Origin of the sequence: Streptomyces fuscigenes, assembly GCF_021556455.1 — a bacterium.
Lineage (GTDB): Bacteria > Actinomycetota > Actinomycetes > Streptomycetales > Streptomycetaceae > Streptomyces > Streptomyces fuscigenes.
The window spans coordinates 1-22,921 of sequence record NZ_JAKGCV010000014.1 but is presented as its reverse complement, the minus strand read 5'-3'; the positions used below and the strand labels follow the sequence as shown (position 1 = coordinate 22,921).

The window sequence follows — 22,921 nt, the reverse complement described above, 5'->3', positions numbered from 1 at the left end:
TGCGGGGCGGCATCCGTACGGGGCGGATGTGGGAGGAGGGGTCAGGTGTGCAGGGCGGCGATCGCCTCGGCGAGCGCCGCGGGGACTTCCGGTACGAGGGTGTGGACGCCGTCCCGCACGACGTGGCGGCCGCCCACCACGGTATGGCGCACGTCGGCCGCTGACGCGGCGAATACGGCGGTCTCCGCTCCGAACCTGTCACGCGCTCCCGCTGTCCTGACCGAGTCGAGAGCGACGGTCGTCAGGTCGGCGAGCATGCCCTGCTCGATGCGTCCGGCATCGGGGCGGCCCAGCGCGGCGTGCCCCGTCTCGGAGGCGGCTCGCAGCAGCGCCGCCGCGGTCCAGTGACCGCGCCGCCGGGTACGCAGGCGCTCGTCGAGTTCCATGGCGCGTGCCTCTTCGAGCAGGTCGACGACGGCGTGGCTGTCACTGCCCAGGGAGAGCGGTGAGCCTGCTCGCTCGAGCGCGACCGCGGGGCCGATGCCGTCGGCGAGGTCGCGTTCCGTGGTGGGGCACATGCAGGTACCGGTGCCGGAGTTGCCGATGAGGTCGATGTCCTCGTCGGTGAGGTGGGTGGCGTGTACGGCGGTGGTGCGGGGCCCCAGGATTCCGTGGTCCGCGAGGAGCCGGGTCGGCGTGCGGCCGTGCACGTCGAGGCACGCGTCGTTCTCGGCGGTCTGCTCAGAAAGGTGGATGTGCAGCGGGGCTTGGCGGGACTCGGCCCACGCGGCCACGGGGGCCATCTGGTCAGCAGGCACAGCGCGTACCGAATGGATGGCCGCGCCGATCAGCGCCTGGTCGGGGTCCGGCGTCCGCAGGGCCGAGACCCGCTGCGCCCAGGCGTCGGCGGTGCCGTCGGAGAAGCGGAGCTGCTGACGGGTCAGGGGCGCGCCGCCCGGTTCCGTGGACGACAGTCCGGAGGAGAGGTACAGCGTGTCGAGGAGGGTGATGCGGATGCCGGCTTCGGCCGCGGCGGCAAGGAGGGCCTCGCCCATGGCGTTGGGATCGGCGTAGGGGGTGCCGTCGTCCTGGTGGTGCAGGTAGTGGAACTCGCCCACGGCCGTGATGCCCGCGAGGGCCATCTCGGCGTAGGCCGCGCGCGCCAGCGCGTGGTACGTCTCGGGCGTGAGGCGTTCAGCGGCCCGGTACATGGCGTCGCGCCAGGTCCAGAAGGTTCCGCTGCCGACCTGCACTTCGGAGCGCAGGGCTCGGTGGAAGGCGTGGCTGTGGGCGTTGGCCATGCCCGGGAGGGTGAGGCCGCGCAGCGCGACGGCGCCGGGTGGCGGGGCCGGTGTCTGCTTGCGCACGGCGGTGATGCGGCCGTGCGCGGTCTCGACCGCGACGCCCGGCTCGACGTACGTGTCGAGCCAGGCGTGTTCCAGCCAGTAGGTGGCGGCACCGGTGGCGCTCATGCGCACGCGAGTCCTTCCAATACGTCGGCGAGGGCGCGCACGCCGGCCACGCAGTCGTCCTCGCTCGCGGTCTCGGCCGGGGAGTGCGAGACGCCGGTCGGGTTGCGTACGAACAGCATGGCGGTCGGTACGGACGCGGACAGGATGCCCGCGTCGTGGCCGGCCCCCGAGGGGATCACGGGAAGGGAGGCCGCGGAGGAACCACCGAGGATGCGAGCGAGTTCGTCGCGCAGGGCGTGCCCGAATTCCACGATGGGGGTGAACGACTCGCGTACGACGGCGAGTTCGACGCCCGAGCGGTCGGCGGCCGCGCGGGCCGCCAACTCCACTGCGGCGACGACCGTGTCGAGGGACGCGGGGTCCGCGGCCCGTGAGTCGAGCCAGGCACTGACGAGGGAGGGGATGGCGTTGACGCCGTTGGGTTGGACGAGGACCTTGCCGAAGGTGGCGAGGGCGCCGGCGAGTTCCGCTTCGCGGCGGGCCGCGAGCACGGTCTCGGCGTACGGCAGCATCGGGTCGCGGCGGTCCTCGAGACGGGTGGTGCCGGCGTGGTTGGCCTCACCCTGGAAGTCGAACCTCCAGCGTCCGTGCGGCCAGACGGCGGAGGCCAGGCCGACGGGGTCGCCGGTGAGGTCGAGGGCACGGCCCTGTTCGACGTGGAGTTCCACGAGGGCACCGATACGGCCGAGCCGTTCGGGGTCGGGTCCGATGGCGTCGGGGTCGTAGCCGGCGGCCTCCATGGCCTGCGGCAGCGTGGTGCCGTCGGTGGCCCGCAGGGCGTGGGCCTGGTCGCGGGTCAGCTGCCCCGCGGACAGCCGGGAGCCGACGCAGGCGACTCCGAAGCGTGCGCCTTCCTCGTCGCCAAAAGCGGTGATGGCGAGGGGTTTGGTCGGCGTCGCCCCGCGGGCGCGGAGCTCGTCCAGGGCCGCGAAGGCGGACACGACGCCGAGTGGGCCGTCGAAGGCGCCGCCGTCGGGCACGGAGTCGAGGTGCGAGCCGGTGACCACGGCGTCGCCGGCCCCGGGGTCGCCCAGCCATGCCCAGAGGTTGCCGTTGCGGTCGGTCTCGGTGGACAGGCCCCGGGCCTCGGCCTGGGCGTGGAACCAGGCGCGGCAGTCGGTGTCGGCGCCCGTCCACGCGTAGCGGCGGTAGCCGCCCGTGGTGCTGTCGCGGCCGATGCGGGCGAGGTCGGTCCACATCGTCTGGAAGGCGGGGGCGCTCACTTGCCCTCCTCCTGCGCCTGCTCGCGCATGGGCACACGCACGCCCTTGGCCTCGGCGACGGCTTCGGCCTCCTCGTATCCGGCGTCGACATGGCGGATGACGCCCATGCCCGGGTCGTTGGTGAGCACGCGGCGGATCTTCTCGCCGGCGAGGGGGGTGCCGTCGGCGACCGTGACCTGGCCCGCGTGCAGGGAGCGGCCCATGCCGACGCCGCCCCCGTGGTGGATGGAGACCCAGGAGGCGCCGGAGGACACGTTGACCATGGCGTTGAGCAGCGGCCAGTCGGCGATGGCGTCGGAGCCGTCGCGCATGGCCTCGGTCTCGCGGTAGGGGGAGGCGACGGAGCCGGTGTCGAGGTGGTCGCGGCCGATGGCGAGCGGGGCGGCGAGTTCGCCGGAGGCGACCATGTCGTTGAAGCGCTCGCCGGCGCGGTCGCGTTCGCCGTAGCCGAGCCAGCAGATGCGGGCGGGCAGGCCCTGGAAGTGGACGCGCTCCTGCGCCATCGTGATCCAGCGGTGCAGGGACTCGTTCTCCGGGAAGAGGTCGAGGATCGCCTTGTCCGTCTTGTGGATGTCGGACGCCTCGCCGGACAGGGCGGCCCAGCGGAAGGGGCCCTTGCCCTCGCAGAACAGGGGGCGGATGTAGGCGGGGACGAAGCCCGGGTAGTCGAAGGCGCGCTCGTAGCCGGCGAGCTTGGCCTCGCCGCGCAGCGAGTTGCCGTAGTCGAAGACCTCGGCGCCGGCGTCCTGGAAGCCGACCATGGCCTCGACGTGGCGGGCCATCGACTCCCGGGCGCGGGTGGTGAAGTCGGCGGGCTTCTCGGCTGCGTAGGCGGCCATGTCGTCGAAGTCGACGCCGATCGGCAGGTAGGCGAGGGGGTCGTGCGCGGAGGTCTGGTCGGTGACGATGTCGATCGGGGCGCCCTCGGCGAGCATCCGCGGCAGCAGTTCGGCGGCGTTGCCGAGCAGGCCGATGGACAGGGGGCGGCGGGCGTCGCGCGCCTCGACGGCGAGCTGAAGGGCGTGCTCGACGTTGTCGGCCTTCACGTCGAGGTAGCGGTGCTCGATGCGGCGCTCGATGGCGCGCGGGTCGACGTCGATGCAGATGGCGACGCCGTCGTTCATGGTGACGGCGAGGGGCTGGGCGCCGCCCATGCCGCCGAGGCCGGCGGTGAGGGTGATCGTCCCGGCGAGCGTGCCGTTGAAGCGCTTGGCGGCGACGGCGGCGAAGGTCTCGTAGGTGCCCTGGAGGATGCCCTGGGTGCCGATGTAGATCCACGAGCCGGCGGTCATCTGCCCGTACATGGTCAGGCCGAGGGCTTCCAGGCGGCGGAACTCCTCCCAGTTCGCCCAGTCGCCGACGAGGTTGGAGTTCGCGATGAGGACGCGCGGCGCCCACTCGTGGGTCTGCATCACGCCGACGGGGCGGCCGGACTGGACGAGCATGGTCTCGTCCTGCTTCAGCGTGCGCAGGGTGCGGACCATGGCGTCGAAGGAGCGCCAGTCGCGGGCGGCCTTCCCGGTGCCGCCGTAGACGACGAGCTTCTCGGGGTGTTCGGCCACCTCGGGGTCGAGGTTGTTCTGGAGCATGCGCAGCGCTGCTTCCTGCTGCCATCCCAGGGCGCTGAGCTGGGGGCCGCGCGGGGCCCTGACAAGGCGAGGCTCTGACATGGCGGGTACTCCTCCACGAGCGTTGCGGCGTTGCGGCGGTCCGGACCCGGGGGGTCCGCGGTCCGGCGCGCACGGATGAACTGGATATTCACATCCTGACGCTCTGAATATTCTTAGTCAACAGGGTCGGCTCGGCCGTCCGGGCCATCGAGCATGATGGGCACATGCACATGGGCAAGACAGAGACCGACATGACCGACATACGGGACCGGGCCGCCGAGCAGGGCGCAGCGGCCGCCGCGCGGCGGCACCGCGCGGTGCGCGCCGCCGTCGCCGACGGGCTGATCAGCGACGAGCAGCCGGTCGTGGGCCTGCTGGACGTGGCGGGCATCCGGCAGTCCGTCGAGGCGCTGCGCACGGCCTTCGGCGAGGCGCTCCCGCCCGGCACGCCGGTACTGCACGCCTTCGCGGTGAAGGCGTCCCCCTTGGTGCCGGTGGTGCGGCTGCTGCGCGAGCTCGGCGTCGGCGCCGAGGTGGCGAGCCCCGGAGAGCTGGCGCTGGCGCGGGCCGCCGGGGTGCCTGCCGCCGCGACCGTGCTCGACTCCCCCGCCAAGACGACCGCCGAGCTGCGGGAGGCGCTCTCCCTCGGGATCGCGGTCAACGCGGACAACCGCCAGGAGCTGGCGCGCCTCGACACGCTCGTGGCCGAGCTCGGCACGCGTTCCCCCGTCGGCATCCGGATCAACCCGCAGACGGGCACCGGCTCCATCGGCGCACTGTCCACGGCCACGTCCACGTCGAAGTTCGGTGTGGCGCTTCGGGACCCGGGCGCCCGCGAGTGGGTCCTCGGGGCCTACGCGCACCGGCCGTGGCTGACGCGGCTGCACGCCCACTCCGGCTCGCAGGGCGTGCCGCTGGAACTGATCGCCGAGGGCATCAGGGCCCTGTACGAGCTGGCCGAGGAGATCAACGAGGCGGCGGGACGCCGGCAGGTCGACACGCTCGACATCGGCGGCGGGCTCCCCGTGAACTTCGCGTCCGAGGAGCACACCCCCGCGTTCGCGGAGTACGTGCGCGTCCTCAAGGAGACCGTGCCGGGGCTGTTCGACGGCAGGTACGGGCTGGTCACGGAGTTCGGCAGGTCGCTGCTCGCCAAACACGGCACGATCCTCGCCAAGGTCGAGTACACGAAGTCCGCCGGCGAGCGCCCGATCGCCGTGACGCATGCGGGCGTGCAGGTGGCGACGCGCACGGTGTACGCACCGGAGTCGTGGCCGCTGCGGATCGCCGCGTACGACGCCAAGGGCGAGCCGCGCACCGGCGACCCCGTGGTGCAGGACGTGGCGGGCCCGGCCTGCTTCTCGGGCGACGTACTCGCGACCGGCCGGCCGCTGCCCCTGATCGAGCAGGGCGACGTGGTGGCGGCGCTCGACACCGGCGCGTACTACTTCGCACACCACTACGCGTACAACAGCCTGCCGCGCCCCGCGGTGCACGGGTTCACGGTGACCGAGGACCCAGACGGCCCGGAAGGCCCGGGGGGCGCCGAGGTCAGGTTCGCGACGGTCCGGACGCCGCAGACGATCGAGGAGATCGTCGCCGAGTCGGGCGTGGCACACACCGACGCGCTGCTGTCCTAGCCGCGGGCGGCGGGCGGCGGGCGGCGGACCGGGGGGGGCCGGAAGGACCGGGGGGCCCGGGGGCCGGGGCCCGGGGGCCGAAGGGGGCCGGGGGCCGAAGGGGGCCGGGGGCCGAAGGGGGCCGGGGGCCGAAGGGGGCCGGGGGGCCGAAGGGGGCCGGGGGGCCGAAGGGGGCCGCCGAGCGGGGAGGCCGACGTCCGGCGTACGACGTCCAGCCTCTGGCCTCTGGCGCGTGGCGTCTGACGTCTGGCGTCTGGCGTCTGGCGTCTGGCGTCCGCAGACGAGGGGTAGTGCGTAACGGCACGCGGCGGGTAGCGGGCGGCAGGCAGGACCGAACGCATGGGGCAGGCGTCAGCCGTCAAGCGGGAGGCGTCCGGCATCCGGCATCCGGCATCCGGCATCCGGCATCCGGCATCCGGCACCAGTGGACCGTCCGTGCGGGGACGGTCGGGTCAGGCCAGTCGCGCATGTCGCGCGGGCGCGGCAGGGGGCAGGGGGCAGGGGGCCAGGCAGCATCGGCGGGCCGGCCGCACGGGGACGTGCGGGTCGGTGGCGACCGGTGGCCGCGGACGCCCTCTCGCCGCTGCTTCGCGTCCACCTCGCCTCCCGCCGCAGCCCCTCCCGCCGCGATCCCTCGCGCCTGCCCCGCCTCCCCTCGCAGCCCCACCTCGCACCTGCACCGCCTCCCGGGGACGGCCGCCTTCCAGGCGCTCCTCGCTCCCGCAAGAGAGGCGCACCAGAGCCCTCGCGCCTTCCGGTCATCTCGCCCGCTCCTGCCGTCTCCCGGCATTCCGGTACGGGTCGGAGCGTCACCGGCGGAGCTTTCGGACGCGGGTCCGAGTTCAGTGCTGAGCTTCGGATTCGAGCAGCCAGTTAATCCAGAAATCAGACAGGTCCGATCTCGTTCGGTCAGATACGGACACGTTCTTGCATATGCCAGGTTCATAACTGGTTTCTCTCGACGGAAAATGCCGGACTCCCCGTCGCGGGCCGAGCGCTTTGCGTAGTCTCGCGGTCACTGCAGCCGCACGACTGTGCGTCTGCACGCCTGTCTGGGGGAGGGAGTTCGCGTGCCCGGAATCGACGCATGCCTGGAAGAGGCCATGGCCCTGCCGGGAGCGCGCGGAGCGTCGGTCGTCGACTGGACGAGCGGGCTGGCCCTCGGCGCGGTGGGCGAGTCGCCCGGCGGGGATCCTGAGGCCACCGCCGCGGAGACCGCGGAGCTGGCGCGTGCAGCCGCCGAGTACACGACCTTCGCTCCGGGCGGCTCCTCCGGCGCATCTTCCGCTTTCCCGCCTCCTCCAACCTCCGGACCTCTTCCCGCCTCCGGCTCCCCCGTGCAGTCCGCCACTTCCGCAACGGCCGGCCGGACCGGGGGCAGCGTGCAGGGCGGGGGCGACGGGGACGGAAACGGGGGCAGCGAGGGCGCCGCGGAGAAAGGTTTACCCGTGGAGGACGTGATCGTCTCCACCCGCACCGGGTACCACCTGCTGTGCTTCGTGGAGACGACGTTCGACAGCAGCGTGTTCCTGCACCTCTGGCTCGACCGGGACACGGGCAATCTCGCACTGGCGCGCATACGCATGCGGCAGTTGGCAGAACGGCTGGTGCTCGGATGACCGCACGCGACGCGGCCGAACTCCACGCGGCCGAACTTCACGCGACCGCACTTCACGCGGCCGCACTCCACAGGACCGCCGGGACGGCTCCGACACCGGCCGGCCCCGGAGCACCGGGCCCCGCGCCGGGGGAGCACGAGGCCGGGGGCAGGCCGGACCACGGGTCGCCCGACCTCCGGGGTCACGAGGCCCCGGAACTGCCGGAGCACCCGGAACACGCGGAGCACGACGTGCCGGGGCGGACGCAGCACCGGACGCCGGGGGCGTCGCACCATCTGCCCGCCCGCTCCGTGTCGCCGATGCTGACGCGCCTCGCCGAGGAGCGCGCCACCGGGGCCCTGCTGCGGGACCACGGGACCCTCTACCTCTCCGAGGGCCGGATCGTGCACGCGGAGAGTCCGTCCGCACCCGGCGTGGACGTGCTGCTCACCGCCGGCGGGCGGCTGCCGCGCACGGGCTGGCAGGAGGCCGTCGACAAGGCGGGGGCGCGCCGGGAGGTCGCCCGCTTCCTGGTGGACAGCGGCCGGGTCGGCGGCGGGGAGCTGGAGATATGCCACCTGGGCGCGATGTTCGACGCCGCGTTCTTCGCGCTCGCCCCCGGCAGCGGCCCGACGCGCTTCCGCTACGGAGTGGCCCACTGGTTCGGGGCCGTCCGGCCCGTCTCGGCGGCGGCCGTCGAGCGCGAGACGCTCCGCCGGCGCGAACTCCTCGACAGCGTCTGGCCGTATGCGAGCGCGGACACCGCGCCCGTCGTGGCCCGCGAGCCCGCCCCCGGCCAGCTCGTGCCGCGCAGACAGCGTGACGTGCTCGCCCTCGCGGACGGCACCAGGACTCCGGCGGCGATCGCGTGGGCGCTCGGCCGCCCCGCGTTCCACATCCTCCTGGACATCCGCCGCCTCGCCGCGGCCGGACTCGTGGACACCCCGAAGGAACCGCTCGCTCCGCCGGAGTCCACCGGGGCCGTGCCCTCCTGGGTCGCCACGCTCTCCGACGACCCCGACATCGCCCTGCTGCGCAGGCTGCGCGACGCCCTGGAGGCAACCCTGTGATGCCCTGCTCCCCCACCGGACACGCTCTGACCACTCCGTCATGAGGCGCACATTGCGGCAACGCGCCGAAAGGAGACAGCTGATGACGGCAGAGGCCGACGTGCTCGGCGAGCTGCGGCGCCTGCGGGCCTGCCTTCCCCAGGTGACGGGCGCACTGGCGGCGAGCATCGACGGGCTCGTGCTCGCCCAGGAGACCGCGGGCAACGAGGCCGAGGGCGTGGCCGCGCTGACCGCCGCCGCGCTCGGCGTGGCCCAGCGGCTCACCGACACGACGGGGCAGGGCGGCTTCCGCGAACTCCTCGTACGGGGTGAGCGCGGCTACGTCGCGACGTACGCGGCAGGCGCGTCGGCAGTGCTGACTCTGATGGCCGAACCGCGTACGAACGTGGGCCGCCTCCATCTGGAGGCCCGCAGGTCGAGCGCGCGGATCGGCGAACTGGTGGACGGCGCCCTCGACCGATTGGAGAACGCCTGACCGATGACCTCAGCTTCCGCCAAGCCCCCCACATCCTCACCATCCCGTGGCCGCAGGACCACCAAGGCGGCCGCCAGAAACAAAGGACATGCGACACCCATGGCCAACACCGAAGCTTCGCTCAAGGAAGCCACCACCTCCATCGACGGCTCGATCGGCGCGGCCCTGGTGGACTACACCAGCGGAATGGCGCTCGGCACGATCGGAGGCGGCAAGGACTTCGACCTGACCGTCGCCGCCGCCGGCAATACGGACGTCGTCAGAGCCAAGGTCCGCACGATGGAACTGCTCGGTCTCAAGGACGAGATCGAGGACATCCTGATCACGCTGGGCAGCCAGTACCACCTGATCCGGCTGCTGAAGGGGCGCGGGAAGAACGGGCTGTTCCTCTACCTCGCCCTGGACAAGAGCCGCGCGAACCTGGCGATGGCCCGCCATCAGCTCAACCGGATCGAGAACGATCTGGAGGTCTGACCCGGCCGTTCCGCCGGTGGCCGGTACGGCCGACCGCCGGCGGACCGCTCGGTACAGGGTCCCGGCCTCCGCCCGGCGGACCGCTCGGTACACGGTCCGGACCTCCGCCCGGCGGTCCGACGCTCGGCCCTTCCGTCCGTCCGGCGCTCGGTTCTTCCGTCCGTCCGGCGCTCGGTTCTTCCGTCCGTCCGGCGCTTCGGGGTCTCCGACCGTCCCGCACCGGCCGACCGGACCGGCCGGGTCGTCAGTGGCGGCGGGCTCCTCCGGGAGCGGCGTCGCCCGCCGCGATGCCGGTCTTCCGGTACCCCTTGACCTGCTTGCCGACGGGGCTGCGGGCCCCGGCCCAGTCCGTGCGAACCCACAGGATCGCCTCGTTCCTGCGCTCCGCGCGGCCGATCCACACGGCCTTCAGCCAGAGCCCCGCTCCGGTCCCGGCGAGCGCCATGCCGAACGCCGCGGGCACCACGAGCGAGCAGGCGAGCCCCAGCACGAACGCGGCGACGAGCCACCAGCGGTGGGCGCGGCGCCAGTTGCGCAGGGTCACCTGCCGGTCCTGCAGGAAGTCGAACTTGCCGGCGCGGGAGGCGCGGTCGGTCCACTCCCGGTAGCGGCGGCGCCGGACCAGGGCGACCACCCCGGCGCAGACGAGGAACAGCGCGGCCCCCGCACAGACTCCGACGCGCCGGCCGGTGAGGCCGGGCAGCAGCAGCCCGATCCCGGCGGAGAGCACTCCCAGCCAGAACAACGGGACGGCGCCCGCCCGTACGATCACCGCCACCCTGGCCAGCGACTGCTGCCCTCCGCGCGCCACGATGTGCCTCCTCCGCACCAGCTGTTGGTGGCCCGCACAGTAGTGACGGCAGGTGAGGGGGTCATGAGAGAAGGTGAAGGCCCGCTGAGAAAGCCCTGCAAAGGGGAGCCGGGTACGGACGGAGCCTCAGCCGGCGAACAGTCCGCGTGCCACGGCGGCGGCGTCGAACTCCTCCAGCCGCACGGGCGCGTCCGGCAGTTCGTCGCACATGGCCTCCAGCAGGACGCGACCGAGGAGCATGGGCGCGCACACCGTGTCGAAGGCGAGGCCGGTGCCGACCGCGGCCGGGATCAGGACGTCGCTGTACGGGGCGACGGGCGCGAACGAGGAGTCGGCGACGGTCACGACGGTGAGCCCGATCGCGCGGGCGTGGGCCAGCGCCTCGACCACCTCGCGCGGATGCCGCGGCAGGGCGAAGCAGATGAGTGCGGTGGCACCGGCGCGGCGCGCCGCGTCGAGGCGGTCGACGAGCATGCTGCCGCCCTCGTCGAGCAGGCGCACGTCGGGGTGGACCTTCGCCGCGAAGTAGGCGAACCCCCTGGCCTGGGAGGACGCGGCGCGCAGTCCGAGGACGGGCAGCGGCCGGGACGAGGCGAGCAGCCGGCCCGCGCGTTCCACGGGTGCGGGGTCGGCGAGGAGGGCCGCGAGTTCGCGGAGGTTGTCGATCTCGCCGAGCACGGCCTGCTGGTAGCCGTTGTACTCGCCGTCCTCGTCGGTCTCCTCCGGCACGGCGGCGGGCGCGACCTCGCGGAGGTGCCTGCGCAGCGCGGGGTAGCCGTCGAAGCCGAGCGCGACGGCGAACCGTGTGACGGACGGCTGGCTGACCCCGGCCAGTTCGGCCAGTTCGACGCTGGACAGGAACGGTGCCTCGCCGGCCCGGCGCACCATGCTGTGGGCGATGCGACGCTGCGCGGGGGTCAGGCGGTGTCCCTCGAAGAGACGCTGCAACCGCTCGGCGGGAGTGTCGCTCATGCGGGCAAGGTATCAGTGATCCATTCACTGACGCACCCGTTTGCATACCTTCATACACAAGCCGGACAGGAGCGCAGGGCCGACGGGCCGAGCAGCCGGTGGGCGGCCGGTGCGCGGGGGGGCCGACCGCGGCGGAGGGTGCGACCGGGGGGCTTCTGATCCGTGGGCGCACCGCCGGCCGCGGAGAACGACCGGGAACGACCGGGAACGACCGGGTCGAGGGCCGGGCCCGGGCGCGGCCGAGGGAGCGGGCGGCCTGCGGGCGGAGGGGTGGGCGGCGCGCGCGGCGGAGGGGTGGGCACGACACCCAAGAGGGGGGCTAGCCCCCGTGTGCGGGCTGGCGCGGCAGCCTAGCGTCATGGGGTATGGACACCCACGACCCGGAGCTCAAGAAGGAGCTCAACGCCACCCTCCAGGCCCGCCGCGAGCTGGGCGAGGACTACGACTCCGCGCTCGTGGACTCGTTCCTGGAGAAGGTCGAGCAGCGCCTCGACGGCGCGGCCGACAAGCGCGTGCGGCGGCAGCTTGCCGAGCAGCAGCTGGTGGTGGCGCGGGGCGCCTCCCAGGCCCGCACCCACGACGGATTCGCCGAACGCTACGGCTTCGGCATCGTCTCGCTGATCCTGGCCGTGCCCCTCTCGGGTATCGCCGGCTCGCTCGGCGGGCTGCCTGGGCTGATCGCGGCCTGGCTGGGGATCGTCGCGGTGAACACCGTCCACTCCACCCGCTTCTGGCCGTGGGGCCGCACCCGCCGCCCGTCGACGTGGGAGGACTGAGGCGACCGGCACCCGCCCCGGCGCCCGGACGCTTCCGGCGCGAGCGTGGCGGGGGGGGTGGCTCGGATCGCTCGTTCCGTACGACCCGATCGCGGTGCGCCCTGATGGTCGCCTGACACGTTCATCGCCCGATCGGTTCGTCGTCCGATCCGTTCGTCGTCCGATCCGTTCGTCGTCCGATCGGTTCGTCGTCCGATCCGTTCGTCGTCGTGCGGCCTGTTCGTCGCTGTGCCTCATCGTCGTGTGAGTAGATGATCAAGCGAACCGACCGGCACACGCCCTCATGCACCGGCGAACAGATCACCCCTCCGCCGTTCGTCCGTCGCGCAGGGGGCCGGGGTCCGCATCAGTGGACGGGCTCCCGGGCGCTTTCTGGACTGCCTGCGGGCACACCCGACCGGCGCGCAGGGTCTCGGAGCGCTGAATCCCCGCGCCGCCGAGCCTCCAAGATGGTCAAGCGTTGACCTGCTGAACCGTTGACCTGCTGAACCGTTGAGCTGCTGAAGAGTTGAGCCGCTGAAACGTAGATCTGTTCAACGGGTGATCCGCTGAGCGGGTGAGTCGACCGGGGACGGAGCGCCACAGCCCCGAACACCCTCGCCGCCCCACGCCGGCTCCCGAGGCCCGCGCGTCCGTGCTCGTCACGCTCCGGAAGCCCTCCCGAAGTTCTCCCGGAGTCCTCCCGAGGCCCCCGAGACTCCTCTCCGGAGCACCCCAGAGGCTCGTTCCGGAGCGCTTCCGCAGCCCTCCCGGTGCATGCACGCCCATCTCCTCACCCAGCTATGCACTACGTGTATACCTGCCGTGTATAGTCCTCGACCAGGTGGCGAACCAGGCTGCGCCTTGCCGACCGGGAGGAGGTCGGCCTGCGCCCAGTCACTCCTCCGGTCATCTGTCATGCCCACGTCCATGGCACAGCCATGCCCGCAGGCAGGTCACACCGCGCGCCCGCGGTGTCATGCCGGCGACCGGGCCGACGTCCGCGTGTCCGCAACCGTGCGGGGGCCTTCGCACGGGACGGACCGGACGGCCCCACACCCCCCATCCATCGCGCAGTACGAAAGTTCGGAAGTAAGCCCATGCGTCAGCACATAACCGCCCCGAAGGCCCCGGCCCGGCTCCTGGCCGGCCTCGTGGCCGCCGGATGCCTCGTCCCCGTTCTCGCAGGGTGCGCGGCCTCCTACCCCGTGACCAGCCCCAAGGCCGCGCGCGACGGGGCCAAGCCCGCAGGCGCGGCCCCCGTCACCGGCAGGGCCAGGACCGGGATCGGCGCGGCACCGGGCAGCGCCGCCGCGGTCGCGGCGGGCAAGCCGGGGGCGGTGGACTGCCGGAAGGCGAAGTGCGTCGCCCTCAGCTTCGACGCGGGCCCGAGCCAGTACACGCCCCAGGTCCTGAAGACTCTGGAGAAGTACCACGCGCACGCGACGTTCATGACGCTCGGCAAGAACCACGTCCTCAAGCATCCGGACCTGGTCCGGCAGGAGGCAGCCGCCGGCATGGAGATCGGCAATCACACCTGGACGCACCAGATCCTCACCGACATCGACCCGGCGGAGGCCCGCAAGGAGCTGAAGCTGAACCAGGACGCCGTCAAGAAGATCACCGGCACGGCGCCCACCCTGATGCGGCCGCCACAGGGCCGCACCAACGAGGACGTCACGAAGATCTGCCGCGAACTCGGCCTCTCCCAGGTGCTGTGGAGCGTCACGGCGAAGGACTACAAGACCAGGGACTCGGCCGTCATCAAGCAGCGCGTCCTCGACCAGACGCGACGCGACGGCATCATCCTGCTGCACGACATCTACCCGGGCACCGCGCCCGCGCTGCCCGGCATCCTCTCGGCGCTCGACGCGAAGGGGTACACCGTCGTCACGGTCTCGCAGCTGCTGTGGCCCGCGGCGCCCGAGCCGGGCGAGGTCTACCGTCCGGACAAGCCCTGAGCCCGCAGGTCCCCGACTCCGCCGACCGCAGAACTCAACCGTCCTGGGCCGCCGCACCCGCCCGGGGCGGCGACGGACATACCGGAAGGCGCGGGGCCGCCGCACCCCCGACGTGAAGCAGGGGGCGGGACGACGGCGGTCCCCGCGCGGTGGCACGGTGCGGGTCAGGGCCGACCCCCGTGCCCGGGCGCCGCGGGAAGGTCAGGGAGCCGCTCCGTCGTTTCCCCGGCGCGAGATCAACCCTGCCCGGGGCGTGTTAAGCGCGTGCTGCGTGAACGTGTCGGCCGCGTACCACTTGCGCGAAGCCCCGAACGGCGAACGGCGCCCGCCCCGGGGGGGACAGTCGGCAGGGTCCGCGTCGACCGGTGAGAACCCGGCAGCCCCCCGTCCTCAGGACAGGCAGCCGACCGGCCCCGAGTCGGCCGGAGAGCAGTCGGCAGGGTCCGCGCCGGCCGGTGAACACCCGGGGGACCCCCGCCCGTCCGCAGGACAGACAGACGACCTCTCCCACCCGGCCGGAGGGCAGCCGACCGGCCCCGCCCGGCAACAGGCAGCCGACAGGCCCCCGCCCGGCCGGAGGACGGCCGCCCGGCCCGCTTGATGCCGGCCGGTCGCGGCAGCCTCCCGTCGGCGCGCGCCCGGGCACGCACCGACGGGAGGCCCCTGCGCGTCTAGTGCGCGTCCGCCGACAGGAACGCCAGCAGGTCCTGCCGGCTCACGACGCCCATGGGCTTGCCCTCGACGAGGACGATGGCCGCGTCGGCGCCGGCCTGGCCGCTGCCGCCGAGGACCGCCATCAGGTCGGCGACGGGCTCGCCCGAGCCGACCTGCGGCAGCGGCGACGACATGTGGCGCTCCAGCGGGTCGGCGAGGGTGGCGCGCTTGGTGAACAGCGCGTCGAGCAGTTCGCGCTCCACGACCGAACCGATGACCTCGGCCGCCATCACGTCCGGGTGCCCCGCGCCCGGCTTCACGATCGGCATCTGCGAGACGCCGTACTCGCGCAGGACGTCGATGGCCTCGCCGACGGTCTCCTCCGGGTGCATGTGGACGAGGGTCGGGATCGCGCCCTCCTTGTGCCGCAGGACGTCGCCGACGCTGGCGCTTCCTCCGCCGTGCTCCAGGAAGCCGTAGTCGTTCATCCACTCGTCGTTGAAGATCTTGCTGAGGTAGCCGCGTCCGCTGTCCGGCAGCAGCACGACGACCACGTCGTCCGGCCCGAGCCCCTCCGCGACCTCCAGCGCCGCGACGACCGCCATGCCGCAGGAACCGCCGACCAGCAGCCCCTCCTCCTTGGCCAGGCGGCGCGTCATCTGGAACGAGTCCTTGTCGGACACGGCGACGATGTCGTCGCTCACGCTCCGGTCGTAGGCGCTCGGCCAGAAGTCCTCGCCCACGCCCTCCACGAGGTAGGGGCGCCCGGACCCGCCCGAGTAGACCGAACCCTCGGGGTCCGCGCCCACGACGCGCACCGGGCCTCCGTCACGGCCGGCGCTGATCTCCTTGAGGTAGCGGCCGGTCCCGGAGATCGTGCCGCCGGTGCCGATGCCCGCGACGAAGTGCGTGATGCGTCCGTCGGTCTGCTTCCACAGCTCGGGACCGGTGGTCTCGTAGTGCGAGAGCGGATTGTTCGGGTTGCTGTACTGGTCGGGCTTCCAGGCGTCGGGGATCTCCCGCACCAGCCGGTCCGACACGTTGTAGTACGAGTCGGGGTGCTCGGGGTCGACCGCGGTCGGGCAGACGACGACCTCGGCGCCGTAGGCCCGCAGCACGTTGATCTTGTCCGTCGAGACCTTGTCCGGGCAGACGAAGACGCACTTGTAGCCCTTCTGCTGGGCCACGATGGCGAGGCCGACGCCCGTGTTGCCGCTCGTGGGCTCGACGATCGTGCCGCCGGGGCGCAGCTCTCCGCTGCGTTCGGCCGCCTCGATCATGCGGAGGGCGATGCGGTCCTTCACCGAGCCGCCGGGGTTGAAGTACTCGACCTTTGCCAGGACGGTCGCCTGGAGGTCCGAGGTCACGCTGCGCAGTCTCACCAGCGGGGTGTTGCCGACAAGGCTGATCATCGAATCGTGGAATTGCACCGTTTTGTCTCCGGTTGGTCCGGGGCTGCCATCGGGATCTCCGTGATGGTCCCGACAGCCTAGGCACGGCGCCCCGTGCGGGCCCAGTGACGGCAGCGTAGGCAGGGTGGGAGGGCCCCCGCGCACACCGGCCGAGATTCGATGGCCGATGTCGTTGATGCGGGGCCCTCCGGGGGGCAGATATGCGATGTACGTGCGTGTGTGCAGAGGAGGTGGCTCGGACAGTGTCGAGAGCGAGGGTGGCCAGACGCATCGCGACGGGCGCGGCTTTCGGGGGCGGCGGCATCGGTCTGATCGGCGCGGCGGGGATGGGGGTGCTGCTGGCCGAGGTCCAGCTGGCGAAGCGGCGGGTGGGCATTCCGGACGCCCCGGTCCCGGCGAACGGGAACGGCTGGTACGGCCTCGCGTACGGCCGGGCGGACGCACTGCGGCTGGGCGTGATGGGTGATTCGCTGGCGGCGGGCCAGGGGGTGCGGCGGGTCGGCCAGACGCCGGGGGCCCTGCTGGCGTCGGGGCTCGCGGCGGTGGCCGAGCGGCCCGTGGATCTCGTGAACGTGGCCCTGCCCGGAGCCCGGTCCAACGACCTGGAGCGCCAGGTCTCCCTCATGCTGTCCGACCCGTCCCGGCTGCCGGACATCTGCGTGGTCATGATCGGCGCGAACGACGTGACGCACCGGATGGCGCCCACCCAGTCCGTTCGCTACCTGTCGGCCGCGGTCCGGCGGCTGCGCACCGCGGGGGCGGAGGTGGTGGTCGCGACCTGCCCGGATCTCGGCACCGTCGAGCCCGTCTACCAGCCGCTGCGCTGGCTGGCCCGGCGCACGAGCCGCCAGCTGGCGGCGGCGCAGACGATCGTCACGGTGGAGCAGGGCGGCCGCACGGTGTCGCTGGGAGACCTGCTGGGCCCCGAGTTCGAGGCGCACCCGAGCGAGATGTTCGGGCCGGACCACTACCACCCGTCCGTCGACGGGTACGCGACGGCGGCCATGGCCGTGCTGCCCACGCTCTGCGCGGCACTGGGCCTGTGGCCGGAGACGGACCGGCTGGACGTCACGCGCGACGAGAACATGCTGCCGGTCGCCAAGGCGGCGTCCGAGGCGGCAGCGCGCGGCGGCACCGAGGTCACGGGGGCGCGCGCCCCCTGGGCACTGCTGAAGCACCGCCGCAGGCGCCACCCGATCACCCAGCAGGAGCCGGCACCCCGAGAGGCCCACCAGGACTCGTGACGGCCGTCCACCCCTCGCGCAAGGCCCGCGCGGCGCCCGCGCCACGGCCGCCTCCGGGCCCGGCCGTGGCGCGCCCGGCCCGGGGGGTCCCGGTCCCGGCTCCCTGACACCCTCCTGTACGGGCCGGTACACCCTCCTGTACGGGCCGGTCCCGCCGCCCCCGCTCCGCGCCGAGCCGGTCGCGGCCCCGCAGCCGGGTCGCGCAGCGTGAAGCCGGCAGGCTCCCGCCCTCCGGGCCGCGTGTGCCATCTCACTCCGCCCCGGCCGCCTCTCCGGTTTCGCCGCCCGGACCCGCGGGGACTACCCTCCCATCCACCTGAGCAACCGCTTAGGATGGACTGCGGAGCAGAGCCGCCGAACCGTCCCCGCCCACCAGGAGCGCCCGATGCCAGAAGCCGTGATCGTCTCAGCCGCCCGCTCCCCCATCGGGCGGGCCTTCAAGGGGTCCCTCAAGGAGCTGCGGCCGGACGACCTGACCGCCACCATCATCAAGACCGCCCTCGACAAGGTCCCCGGTCTCGATCCGCACGACATCGACGACCTGATGCTCGGCTGCGGTCTGCCCGGCGGCGAGCAGGGCCACAACCTCGCGCGGATCGTGGCCGTACAGATGGGGATGGACCACCTTCCCGGCTGCACCATCACCCGGTACTGCTCGTCCTCCCTCCAGACCTCCCGGATGGCGATGCACGCCATCAAGGCGGGCGAGGGCGACGTCTTCATCTCCGCGGGCGTCGAGATGGTGTCCCGCTCGGTGAAGGGCACCAGCGACGGGATGCCCGACACGCACAACCCGCTCTTCGCGAGCGCCGAGGCGCGCACCGCCGAGGTCGCCCAGTCGACCGGCGCCGGGTGGCACGACCCGCGCGAGGACGGGCTGTTCCCCGACCCGTACATCGCGATGGGCCAGACCGCGGAGAACCTGGCGCGGCTCAAGGGAGTGACGCGCGAGGACATGGACGAGTTCGGCGTCCGCTCGCAGAACCTCGCCGAGGAAGCGCTCAAGAACGGCTTCTGGGAGCGGGAGATCACGCCCGTCACGCTGCCGGACGGAACGGTCGTGGCCAAGGACGACGGCCCGCGCGCGGGCGTCACGATGGAGGGCGTCGCGGGCCTGAAGCCCGTCTTCCGTCCCGAAGGCCTTGTCACGGCCGGCAACTGCTGCCCGCTGAACGACGGCGCCGCCGCCCTCGTGATCATGTCCGACACGAAGGCACGCGAGCTGGGGCTGACGCCCCTCGCCCGCATCGTCTCCACCGGCGTGACGGGCCTGTCGCCCGAGATCATGGGCCTCGGCCCGGTCGAGGCGTCCCGGCAGGCGCTGAAGCGCGCGGGGATGACCATGGACGACATCGACCTGGTCGAGATCAACGAGGCGTTCGCCGCGCAGGTCATCCCGTCGTACCGGGACCTGGGCATCCCGCTGGAGAAGCTGAACGTCAACGGCGGCGCGATCGCCGTCGGTCACCCCTTCGGCATGACGGGCGCCCGCATCACCGGCACGCTGATCAACAGCCTCCAGTTCCACGACAAGCAGTTCGGCCTGGAGACGATGTGCGTGGGAGGCGGCCAGGGCATGGCCATGGTGCTGGAGAGGCTGAGCTGAGCCGCAGCGGAGGGTGGGGGTCCTGAGGTACGAAGGGCACCCGCCCGCAGCGGAAGCGAAGCCCAGAACAAAAGAAGCACGCAGCTGAGCCGATGCGCCGCACCAGCGGACAAGCCGCCCGGAGGCGCCAAGGCCCCCGTCCGCCCGCGTGAGCCCCCCGCCGCTCGTGCGTCGCGTGAGCCTCTGCCGTAATGCAATCTCCCCCCGGATTGTGACCAATTCCGGGGGGAGATTGCTTTGTGCAGGTCAGCAGCTTCCCCCGGGTTACCGAAGGGTCCAAAGACCCACGCATTTCGTGACGTAATGCACTGACGGTCGCCGCGCACCCGCGACAAGCTGAGATAGGAAGACCGGGGGAATCCGATGAGTTTGGGGAGTAGTAAGTGAGCGCCATGTCTCTTGCCTTGCTGCTGACCACGGCCACCGCGACCGCCGTGGGCGCGGCCGCACTGCACGCCGCCCACGGGCTGCGCAGGGAGGTCACCGCCCTGCGCACCGACCTGGCCGAGGTGAACAGTGGCGGATCCGGCGTCTCCGTACCGCAGGCCAGGGCTGCCGCGACGGAGGCCGGCTCCGCCGTCCCCGCGCCGGTCGCAGCGGCCGACGCGGTGGACACCGCCGACGCGATACGCACGGCGGTCGCCGACGCCCTGGCCGAGGAGCGCGAGCGCGAGCTCGCCGAGGCGCGCGCCTTCTGGGCCGCGCAGGAGGCCCGGGACGCGGCGGACTCGCCGTCGGTGCTCGGCGGCCTGATCGGGCCGGGCGTGGACCCGTCCTTCGAGGACGCCGCGTTCTTCATGCCCCGCCAGGCCGACTTCTCGGCCTTCGAGGCGCTCGGCCACGATCTCCCGGGCATCCCGGACGTCGCCGGCATCCACGGCGGCGGGCTGCCCGCCGACGGCATCGTGCGCGACGCGTTCGACCAGGCCGCGCAGGACCGCCTCCAGGACCAGCCGGCCTACGACCCCGCCGCGTACGACCAGGTCGCGGACGCGTTCGACGACTTCGCGGGCTTCCCCTCGACCGGCGGGGACGACGTGGAGAGCGCGGGCCCGGCGGCGCCGGCCGCTCCGGCCGGCGAGTTCCCCGAGGACTCCCCCGAGCTGGCCGCGGCACGCCGCAGGCACCCCTCCCACCCCGACTTCGTGCCGACGCGCTCGCCGATCGTCACCGACCACGAGCGGACGGTCGAGCGGCTGGAGGAGCTGGCCCGGACCCGGACCGCGCTGTCCGACGTGCGCCCGGGCCCCCTGGGCACGCTCGACGTGTACATGTTCGCCGATGGCACCACGCTGTGCATGACCCCGGGCCACCGGGAGACGGCGGAGCGCCTGGCGCGCTCACTGCGCCAGGGCGGGACGCCGTACCTGCTCGGCGGGTCGGGAGTCTCGGGCGCCTACAGCCTGACCTTCTCCTGCGGGACGGCCCGTGCCGACGGCGCGGTTGTCGCGGACGGCACCGACAACTCGGACGCCACCGACGCCACCGACGCCACCGACGCCACCGACGCCACCGACGGTACTGACGCCACGGACGCCGCCGAGGAGCACGTGTACATCCTCGCGGACCGCGTCATCGCGTCCCTCTGAGCGGGCACCCCGCGGACCCGCGGGGCGCCCTTCGCGGCGCACCCTCAGAGATTTGCCTCCGCAACCACTCTCGCGACTGATCTGACGGCCTCGTCCAGCTCCCGCTGCGACGGGGCCGTCCGCAGTGCCTCGACCAGGTCCCCCACCGCGACGGCGAGCTGGTCGGCCACCAGGAGTGCTCCCGCGTCCGGCATGATCCGCGGCTCCGTGCCGGGGTCGTCGAGGCGCTGGGCACGTGCGGAGAGCTCCCTGGCCAGCGTGAGCGCGGCGGCCGCCGGTCCTCGCCGGAGCCGGCTGTGCGGCGCGGCGCGCAGGCGGTCGGTGAAGCGGTCCACGGGCGAGGTCAGCGGTGTCGTATCGAGCACACCGCGACCCTACGCGGCTCTCCCCGATCGGCGGGAAAGGTCCCGGGACTGTTGCCAACGGGCGAACGCTCAGGCACGGTGTCGTTAACGGCTGCTTCTCACGCAGCCGCCGCTGCACCAGTACGCGCGAGCGTCCGGAGGCGCCGATGTCCCTTGTCTTCTCCGAAGAGACCCATCGCAATCTGCTCTCCCGCATCCCGCAGTGCACAGGCCGAGGCGTTTCGGATTGGCTGCGCACACTCGACGAAGGCCCTGCCCTTGTCCGCTTCGAGGAGAAGGTCAGCTGGCTGAGGGGTGAGCACGACCTGTCGTACGGACACGCGAAGGCGATCGTCCACGAACACGATCTGAGGCGGGCGGCCCGTCGCCTGCTCTGATCCCCCGCGGCCCGGCCCCCGCGGAGTGGCGCCGGGTCCGCGGCCCCGCAGGCGGCCGGAACGACCGGCCGCCGTCACCAGGAACGGACCGGCCACGGCCTCGGCGTCCTGGTCCGCAGGCGACTGCCGACCCGGCGCTGCCGGGCCATGCGCCTCGCTGCGGGCCGAGGACATGCGGAAGGGGTCCGCGGGCACTGTGCCCGCGGACCCCTTCCGTGTGCTTGCCGGCTGCGCGGTGACGGGCCCGTGGCCCGTGGCGGCGCCGTCCGGGTGCGTCAGTTGTCGCTCTGCAGGATCGACAGCACCCGCAGGACCTCCAGGTAGATCCAGACGAGCGTCATGGTCAGGCCGAACGCCGCGAGCCAGGCCTCCTCGCGGGGCGCGCCGTATGCGACGCCGTCCTCCACCTGCTTGAAGTCGAGCGCGAGGAAGCACGCGCCGAGCAGGATGCCGACGATGCCGAAGGCGATGCCGAGACCGCCGCTGCGGAAGCCCAGGCCGTCCCCGTGGGTGAAGACGGAGAACAGCAGGTTCACCACCATCAGGATCAGGAAGCCCGCGGCCGCGGCGATCACGAACCGGTAGAAGCGGCTCGTCACCCGGATCCAGCGCATCCTGTACGCGAAGAGCGTCCCGGCGAACACGGCCATGGTGCCGAGGACCGCCTCCACGACGACCCCGGAGGCGATGTACGTGCTGACGACGCTGCTCAGCACGCCGAGGAAGACACCCTCGAACGCCGCGTACGCGAGGATCAGCGCGGGCGTCGGCCTGCGCTTGAAGGACTGGACGAGCCCCAGCACCAGCGCGACGAGCGCGGCGCCGACGGCGATCCCGTAGGACTTGCCGATGTTCGCCTCGTCCACCGGCAGCAGCAGCCACGACAGGACGGCCGTCACGACGACCGCGCCGAGCGTCAGGGCGGTGCGGGAGACGACGTCGTCCATCGTCATGGCGCCGGACCGGCCCGCCGCCGGGCCGCCGTAGGGGGCGCCCGCGTACGGGTTGGTGGCGTAGGGATTGGTGCCGACGGCCGTTCCCCCTGCCTGGGGCGCCGTGTTGAATCCCGCGTAACCGCCGGCGCCGCCGGCGTCGCGGGTGAAACCCCGTCGTGAGAAGACCGGGTTGCTGCTTCTCATCTCATTCCTCCATGACCGACTCGCGCGGTCTCGCGTCAAGAGTAATGCGTAGGCAAAGACAACATGTCGTCCGCGCGGAGGATCTTGCCCGATGGTGGCATCGTCACACCGCGGTACCCGGGGCCCGGGCACCTTGTCACCCAGCCGTGCCAGGGCCGTGGCGGAGCCGTGTCCCGCCGGACGGCGCGGTGCGGCAGCAGTGACGGAACGGCCCTGTCCGCGGTCGCCGCGGCGCGGCGTCCTCCCCAGCGTGCCACGGCCCCGGTGCCGGACCTCTGCCGTGCGGGTGCCGGACCGCTGCCGCGCCTGCGCGGGCCCGCGCAGGCGCCCGTCCCTGATCCCGGCGCGCAGCGCCCGGCCTCCGGTGACCGGCTCGGTTCCGGGCCCGGGGTTCCGTGCCCAGGGCCCCGGGGGCTCCGCGCGACGCGCCACGGCGGCCCCGAGCCCCTTCGGCCGCCCGCAGGCCCCCCTTAGCCTGACCGGATGACGCCTCCGCCCGTCCCCCCGTCCCCCGCGCCCGCCCCGTCGTCGCCG

19 protein-coding genes are annotated in these 22,921 nt (G+C 73.0%); 11 read left to right on the top strand and 8 right to left on the bottom strand.

Annotated features, from left to right (window positions below):
- Window positions 1-41: 41 nt before the first annotated feature.
- The 3 genes from L1885_RS03470 to hutU are packed head-to-tail and all read right to left on the bottom strand — an operon-like array spanning window position 42 to window position 4,305.
- The gene (locus L1885_RS03470; protein ID WP_235795461.1) at window positions 42-1,412 is read right to left on the bottom strand and encodes a formimidoylglutamate deiminase; all 1,371 of its coding nucleotides are present in this window, start codon (window positions 1,410-1,412) and stop codon (window positions 42-44) included.
- Window positions 1,409-2,611 carry an allantoate amidohydrolase gene (locus L1885_RS03465; protein WP_235795473.1) on the bottom strand — a complete coding sequence of 401 codons (1,203 nt, stop codon included), beginning with the start codon at window positions 2,609-2,611 and terminating at the stop codon, window positions 1,409-1,411. The genes L1885_RS03470 and L1885_RS03465 overlap by 4 nt, the downstream gene beginning before the upstream one ends.
- A gap of 20 nt (window positions 2,612-2,631) precedes the next feature.
- Window positions 2,632-4,305 (bottom strand): urocanate hydratase, encoded by a 1,674-nt coding sequence (hutU, locus tag L1885_RS03460; protein ID WP_235795460.1) that lies wholly within the window; start codon window positions 4,303-4,305, stop codon window positions 2,632-2,634.
- 164 nt (window positions 4,306-4,469) lie between these two features.
- On the opposite strand from hutU, the gene L1885_RS03455 reads away from it, so the two are divergent.
- The 5 genes from L1885_RS03455 to L1885_RS03435 all read left to right on the top strand — a co-directional run bounded on the left by L1885_RS03455 (window position 4,470) and on the right by L1885_RS03435 (window position 9,502).
- Entirely contained in the window at window positions 4,470-5,885 is a 1,416-nt protein-coding gene (locus L1885_RS03455; protein WP_372481850.1) for a type III PLP-dependent enzyme domain-containing protein, read from the top strand.
- Between the two features lie 1,070 nt (window positions 5,886-6,955).
- Window positions 6,956-7,504: a hypothetical protein gene (locus L1885_RS03450; protein ID WP_372481849.1), complete on the top strand. Its 549-nt coding sequence runs from the start codon at window positions 6,956-6,958 to the stop codon at window positions 7,502-7,504.
- A gap of 299 nt (window positions 7,505-7,803) precedes the next feature.
- Window positions 7,804-8,553 carry a transcriptional regulator gene (locus tag L1885_RS03445; protein ID WP_235795470.1) on the top strand — a complete coding sequence of 250 codons (750 nt, stop codon included), beginning with the start codon at window positions 7,804-7,806 and terminating at the stop codon, window positions 8,551-8,553.
- A 40-nt stretch (window positions 8,554-8,593) separates the two neighbouring features.
- The gene (locus L1885_RS03440; RefSeq protein WP_235795459.1) at window positions 8,594-9,028 is read left to right on the top strand and encodes a roadblock/LC7 domain-containing protein; all 435 of its coding nucleotides are present in this window, start codon (window positions 8,594-8,596) and stop codon (window positions 9,026-9,028) included.
- A 99-nt stretch (window positions 9,029-9,127) separates the two neighbouring features.
- The gene (locus L1885_RS03435) at window positions 9,128-9,502 is read left to right on the top strand and encodes a hypothetical protein (RefSeq protein ID WP_235795458.1); all 375 of its coding nucleotides are present in this window, start codon (window positions 9,128-9,130) and stop codon (window positions 9,500-9,502) included.
- 244 nt (window positions 9,503-9,746) lie between these two features.
- Here the strand turns inward: L1885_RS03435 and L1885_RS03430 are convergent, their stop codons facing one another.
- The gene (locus L1885_RS03430; RefSeq protein ID WP_235795457.1) at window positions 9,747-10,313 is read right to left on the bottom strand and encodes a hypothetical protein; all 567 of its coding nucleotides are present in this window, start codon (window positions 10,311-10,313) and stop codon (window positions 9,747-9,749) included.
- A gap of 126 nt (window positions 10,314-10,439) precedes the next feature.
- Entirely contained in the window at window positions 10,440-11,285 is an 846-nt protein-coding gene (locus tag L1885_RS03425) for a MurR/RpiR family transcriptional regulator (RefSeq protein WP_235795456.1), read from the bottom strand.
- 365 nt (window positions 11,286-11,650) lie between these two features.
- Here L1885_RS03425 and L1885_RS03420 point away from each other — a divergent pair, with 365 nt between their 5' ends.
- Both L1885_RS03420 and L1885_RS03415 read left to right on the top strand, forming a co-directional pair.
- Complete coding sequence (locus L1885_RS03420) at window positions 11,651-12,061, top strand: hypothetical protein (RefSeq protein WP_235795455.1); 411 nt, start codon at window positions 11,651-11,653, stop codon at window positions 12,059-12,061.
- A gap of 1,079 nt (window positions 12,062-13,140) precedes the next feature.
- Window positions 13,141-14,001, top strand: coding sequence for a polysaccharide deacetylase family protein (locus L1885_RS03415; protein ID WP_235795454.1), 861 nt, complete (start codon window positions 13,141-13,143; stop codon window positions 13,999-14,001).
- A 671-nt stretch (window positions 14,002-14,672) separates the two neighbouring features.
- Here the strand turns inward: L1885_RS03415 and L1885_RS03410 are convergent.
- Window positions 14,673-16,085 (bottom strand): cystathionine beta-synthase, encoded by a 1,413-nt coding sequence (locus L1885_RS03410; protein ID WP_235795453.1) that lies wholly within the window; start codon window positions 16,083-16,085, stop codon window positions 14,673-14,675.
- A 239-nt stretch (window positions 16,086-16,324) separates the two neighbouring features.
- On the opposite strand from L1885_RS03410, the gene L1885_RS03405 reads away from it, so the two are divergent.
- The 3 genes from L1885_RS03405 to L1885_RS03395 all read left to right on the top strand — a co-directional run bounded on the left by L1885_RS03405 (window position 16,325) and on the right by L1885_RS03395 (window position 20,506).
- On the top strand, window positions 16,325-17,311 hold the full coding sequence (locus tag L1885_RS03405; RefSeq protein ID WP_235795452.1) for an SGNH/GDSL hydrolase family protein: 987 nt from the start codon (window positions 16,325-16,327) through the stop codon (window positions 17,309-17,311).
- Between the two features lie 385 nt (window positions 17,312-17,696).
- Window positions 17,697-18,917, top strand: coding sequence for an acetyl-CoA C-acetyltransferase (locus tag L1885_RS03400; RefSeq protein ID WP_235795451.1), 1,221 nt, complete (start codon window positions 17,697-17,699; stop codon window positions 18,915-18,917).
- A 392-nt stretch (window positions 18,918-19,309) separates the two neighbouring features.
- Window positions 19,310-20,506 carry a hypothetical protein gene (locus L1885_RS03395; RefSeq protein ID WP_235795450.1) on the top strand — a complete coding sequence of 399 codons (1,197 nt, stop codon included), beginning with the start codon at window positions 19,310-19,312 and terminating at the stop codon, window positions 20,504-20,506.
- Window positions 20,507-20,550: 44 nt separating this feature from the next.
- On the opposite strand, the gene L1885_RS03390 is transcribed toward L1885_RS03395, so the two are convergent.
- On the bottom strand, window positions 20,551-20,871 hold the full coding sequence (locus L1885_RS03390; RefSeq protein WP_235795449.1) for a hypothetical protein: 321 nt from the start codon (window positions 20,869-20,871) through the stop codon (window positions 20,551-20,553).
- Between the two features lie 146 nt (window positions 20,872-21,017).
- On the opposite strand from L1885_RS03390, the gene L1885_RS03385 reads away from it, so the two are divergent.
- Window positions 21,018-21,248 carry a DUF4287 domain-containing protein gene (locus tag L1885_RS03385; RefSeq protein WP_235795448.1) on the top strand — a complete coding sequence of 77 codons (231 nt, stop codon included), beginning with the start codon at window positions 21,018-21,020 and terminating at the stop codon, window positions 21,246-21,248.
- A 275-nt stretch (window positions 21,249-21,523) separates the two neighbouring features.
- Here the strand turns inward: L1885_RS03385 and L1885_RS03380 are convergent, their stop codons facing one another.
- The gene (locus tag L1885_RS03380) at window positions 21,524-22,387 is read right to left on the bottom strand and encodes a Bax inhibitor-1/YccA family protein (protein ID WP_235795447.1); all 864 of its coding nucleotides are present in this window, start codon (window positions 22,385-22,387) and stop codon (window positions 21,524-21,526) included.
- Between the last annotated feature and the right edge of the window lie 534 nt (window positions 22,388-22,921).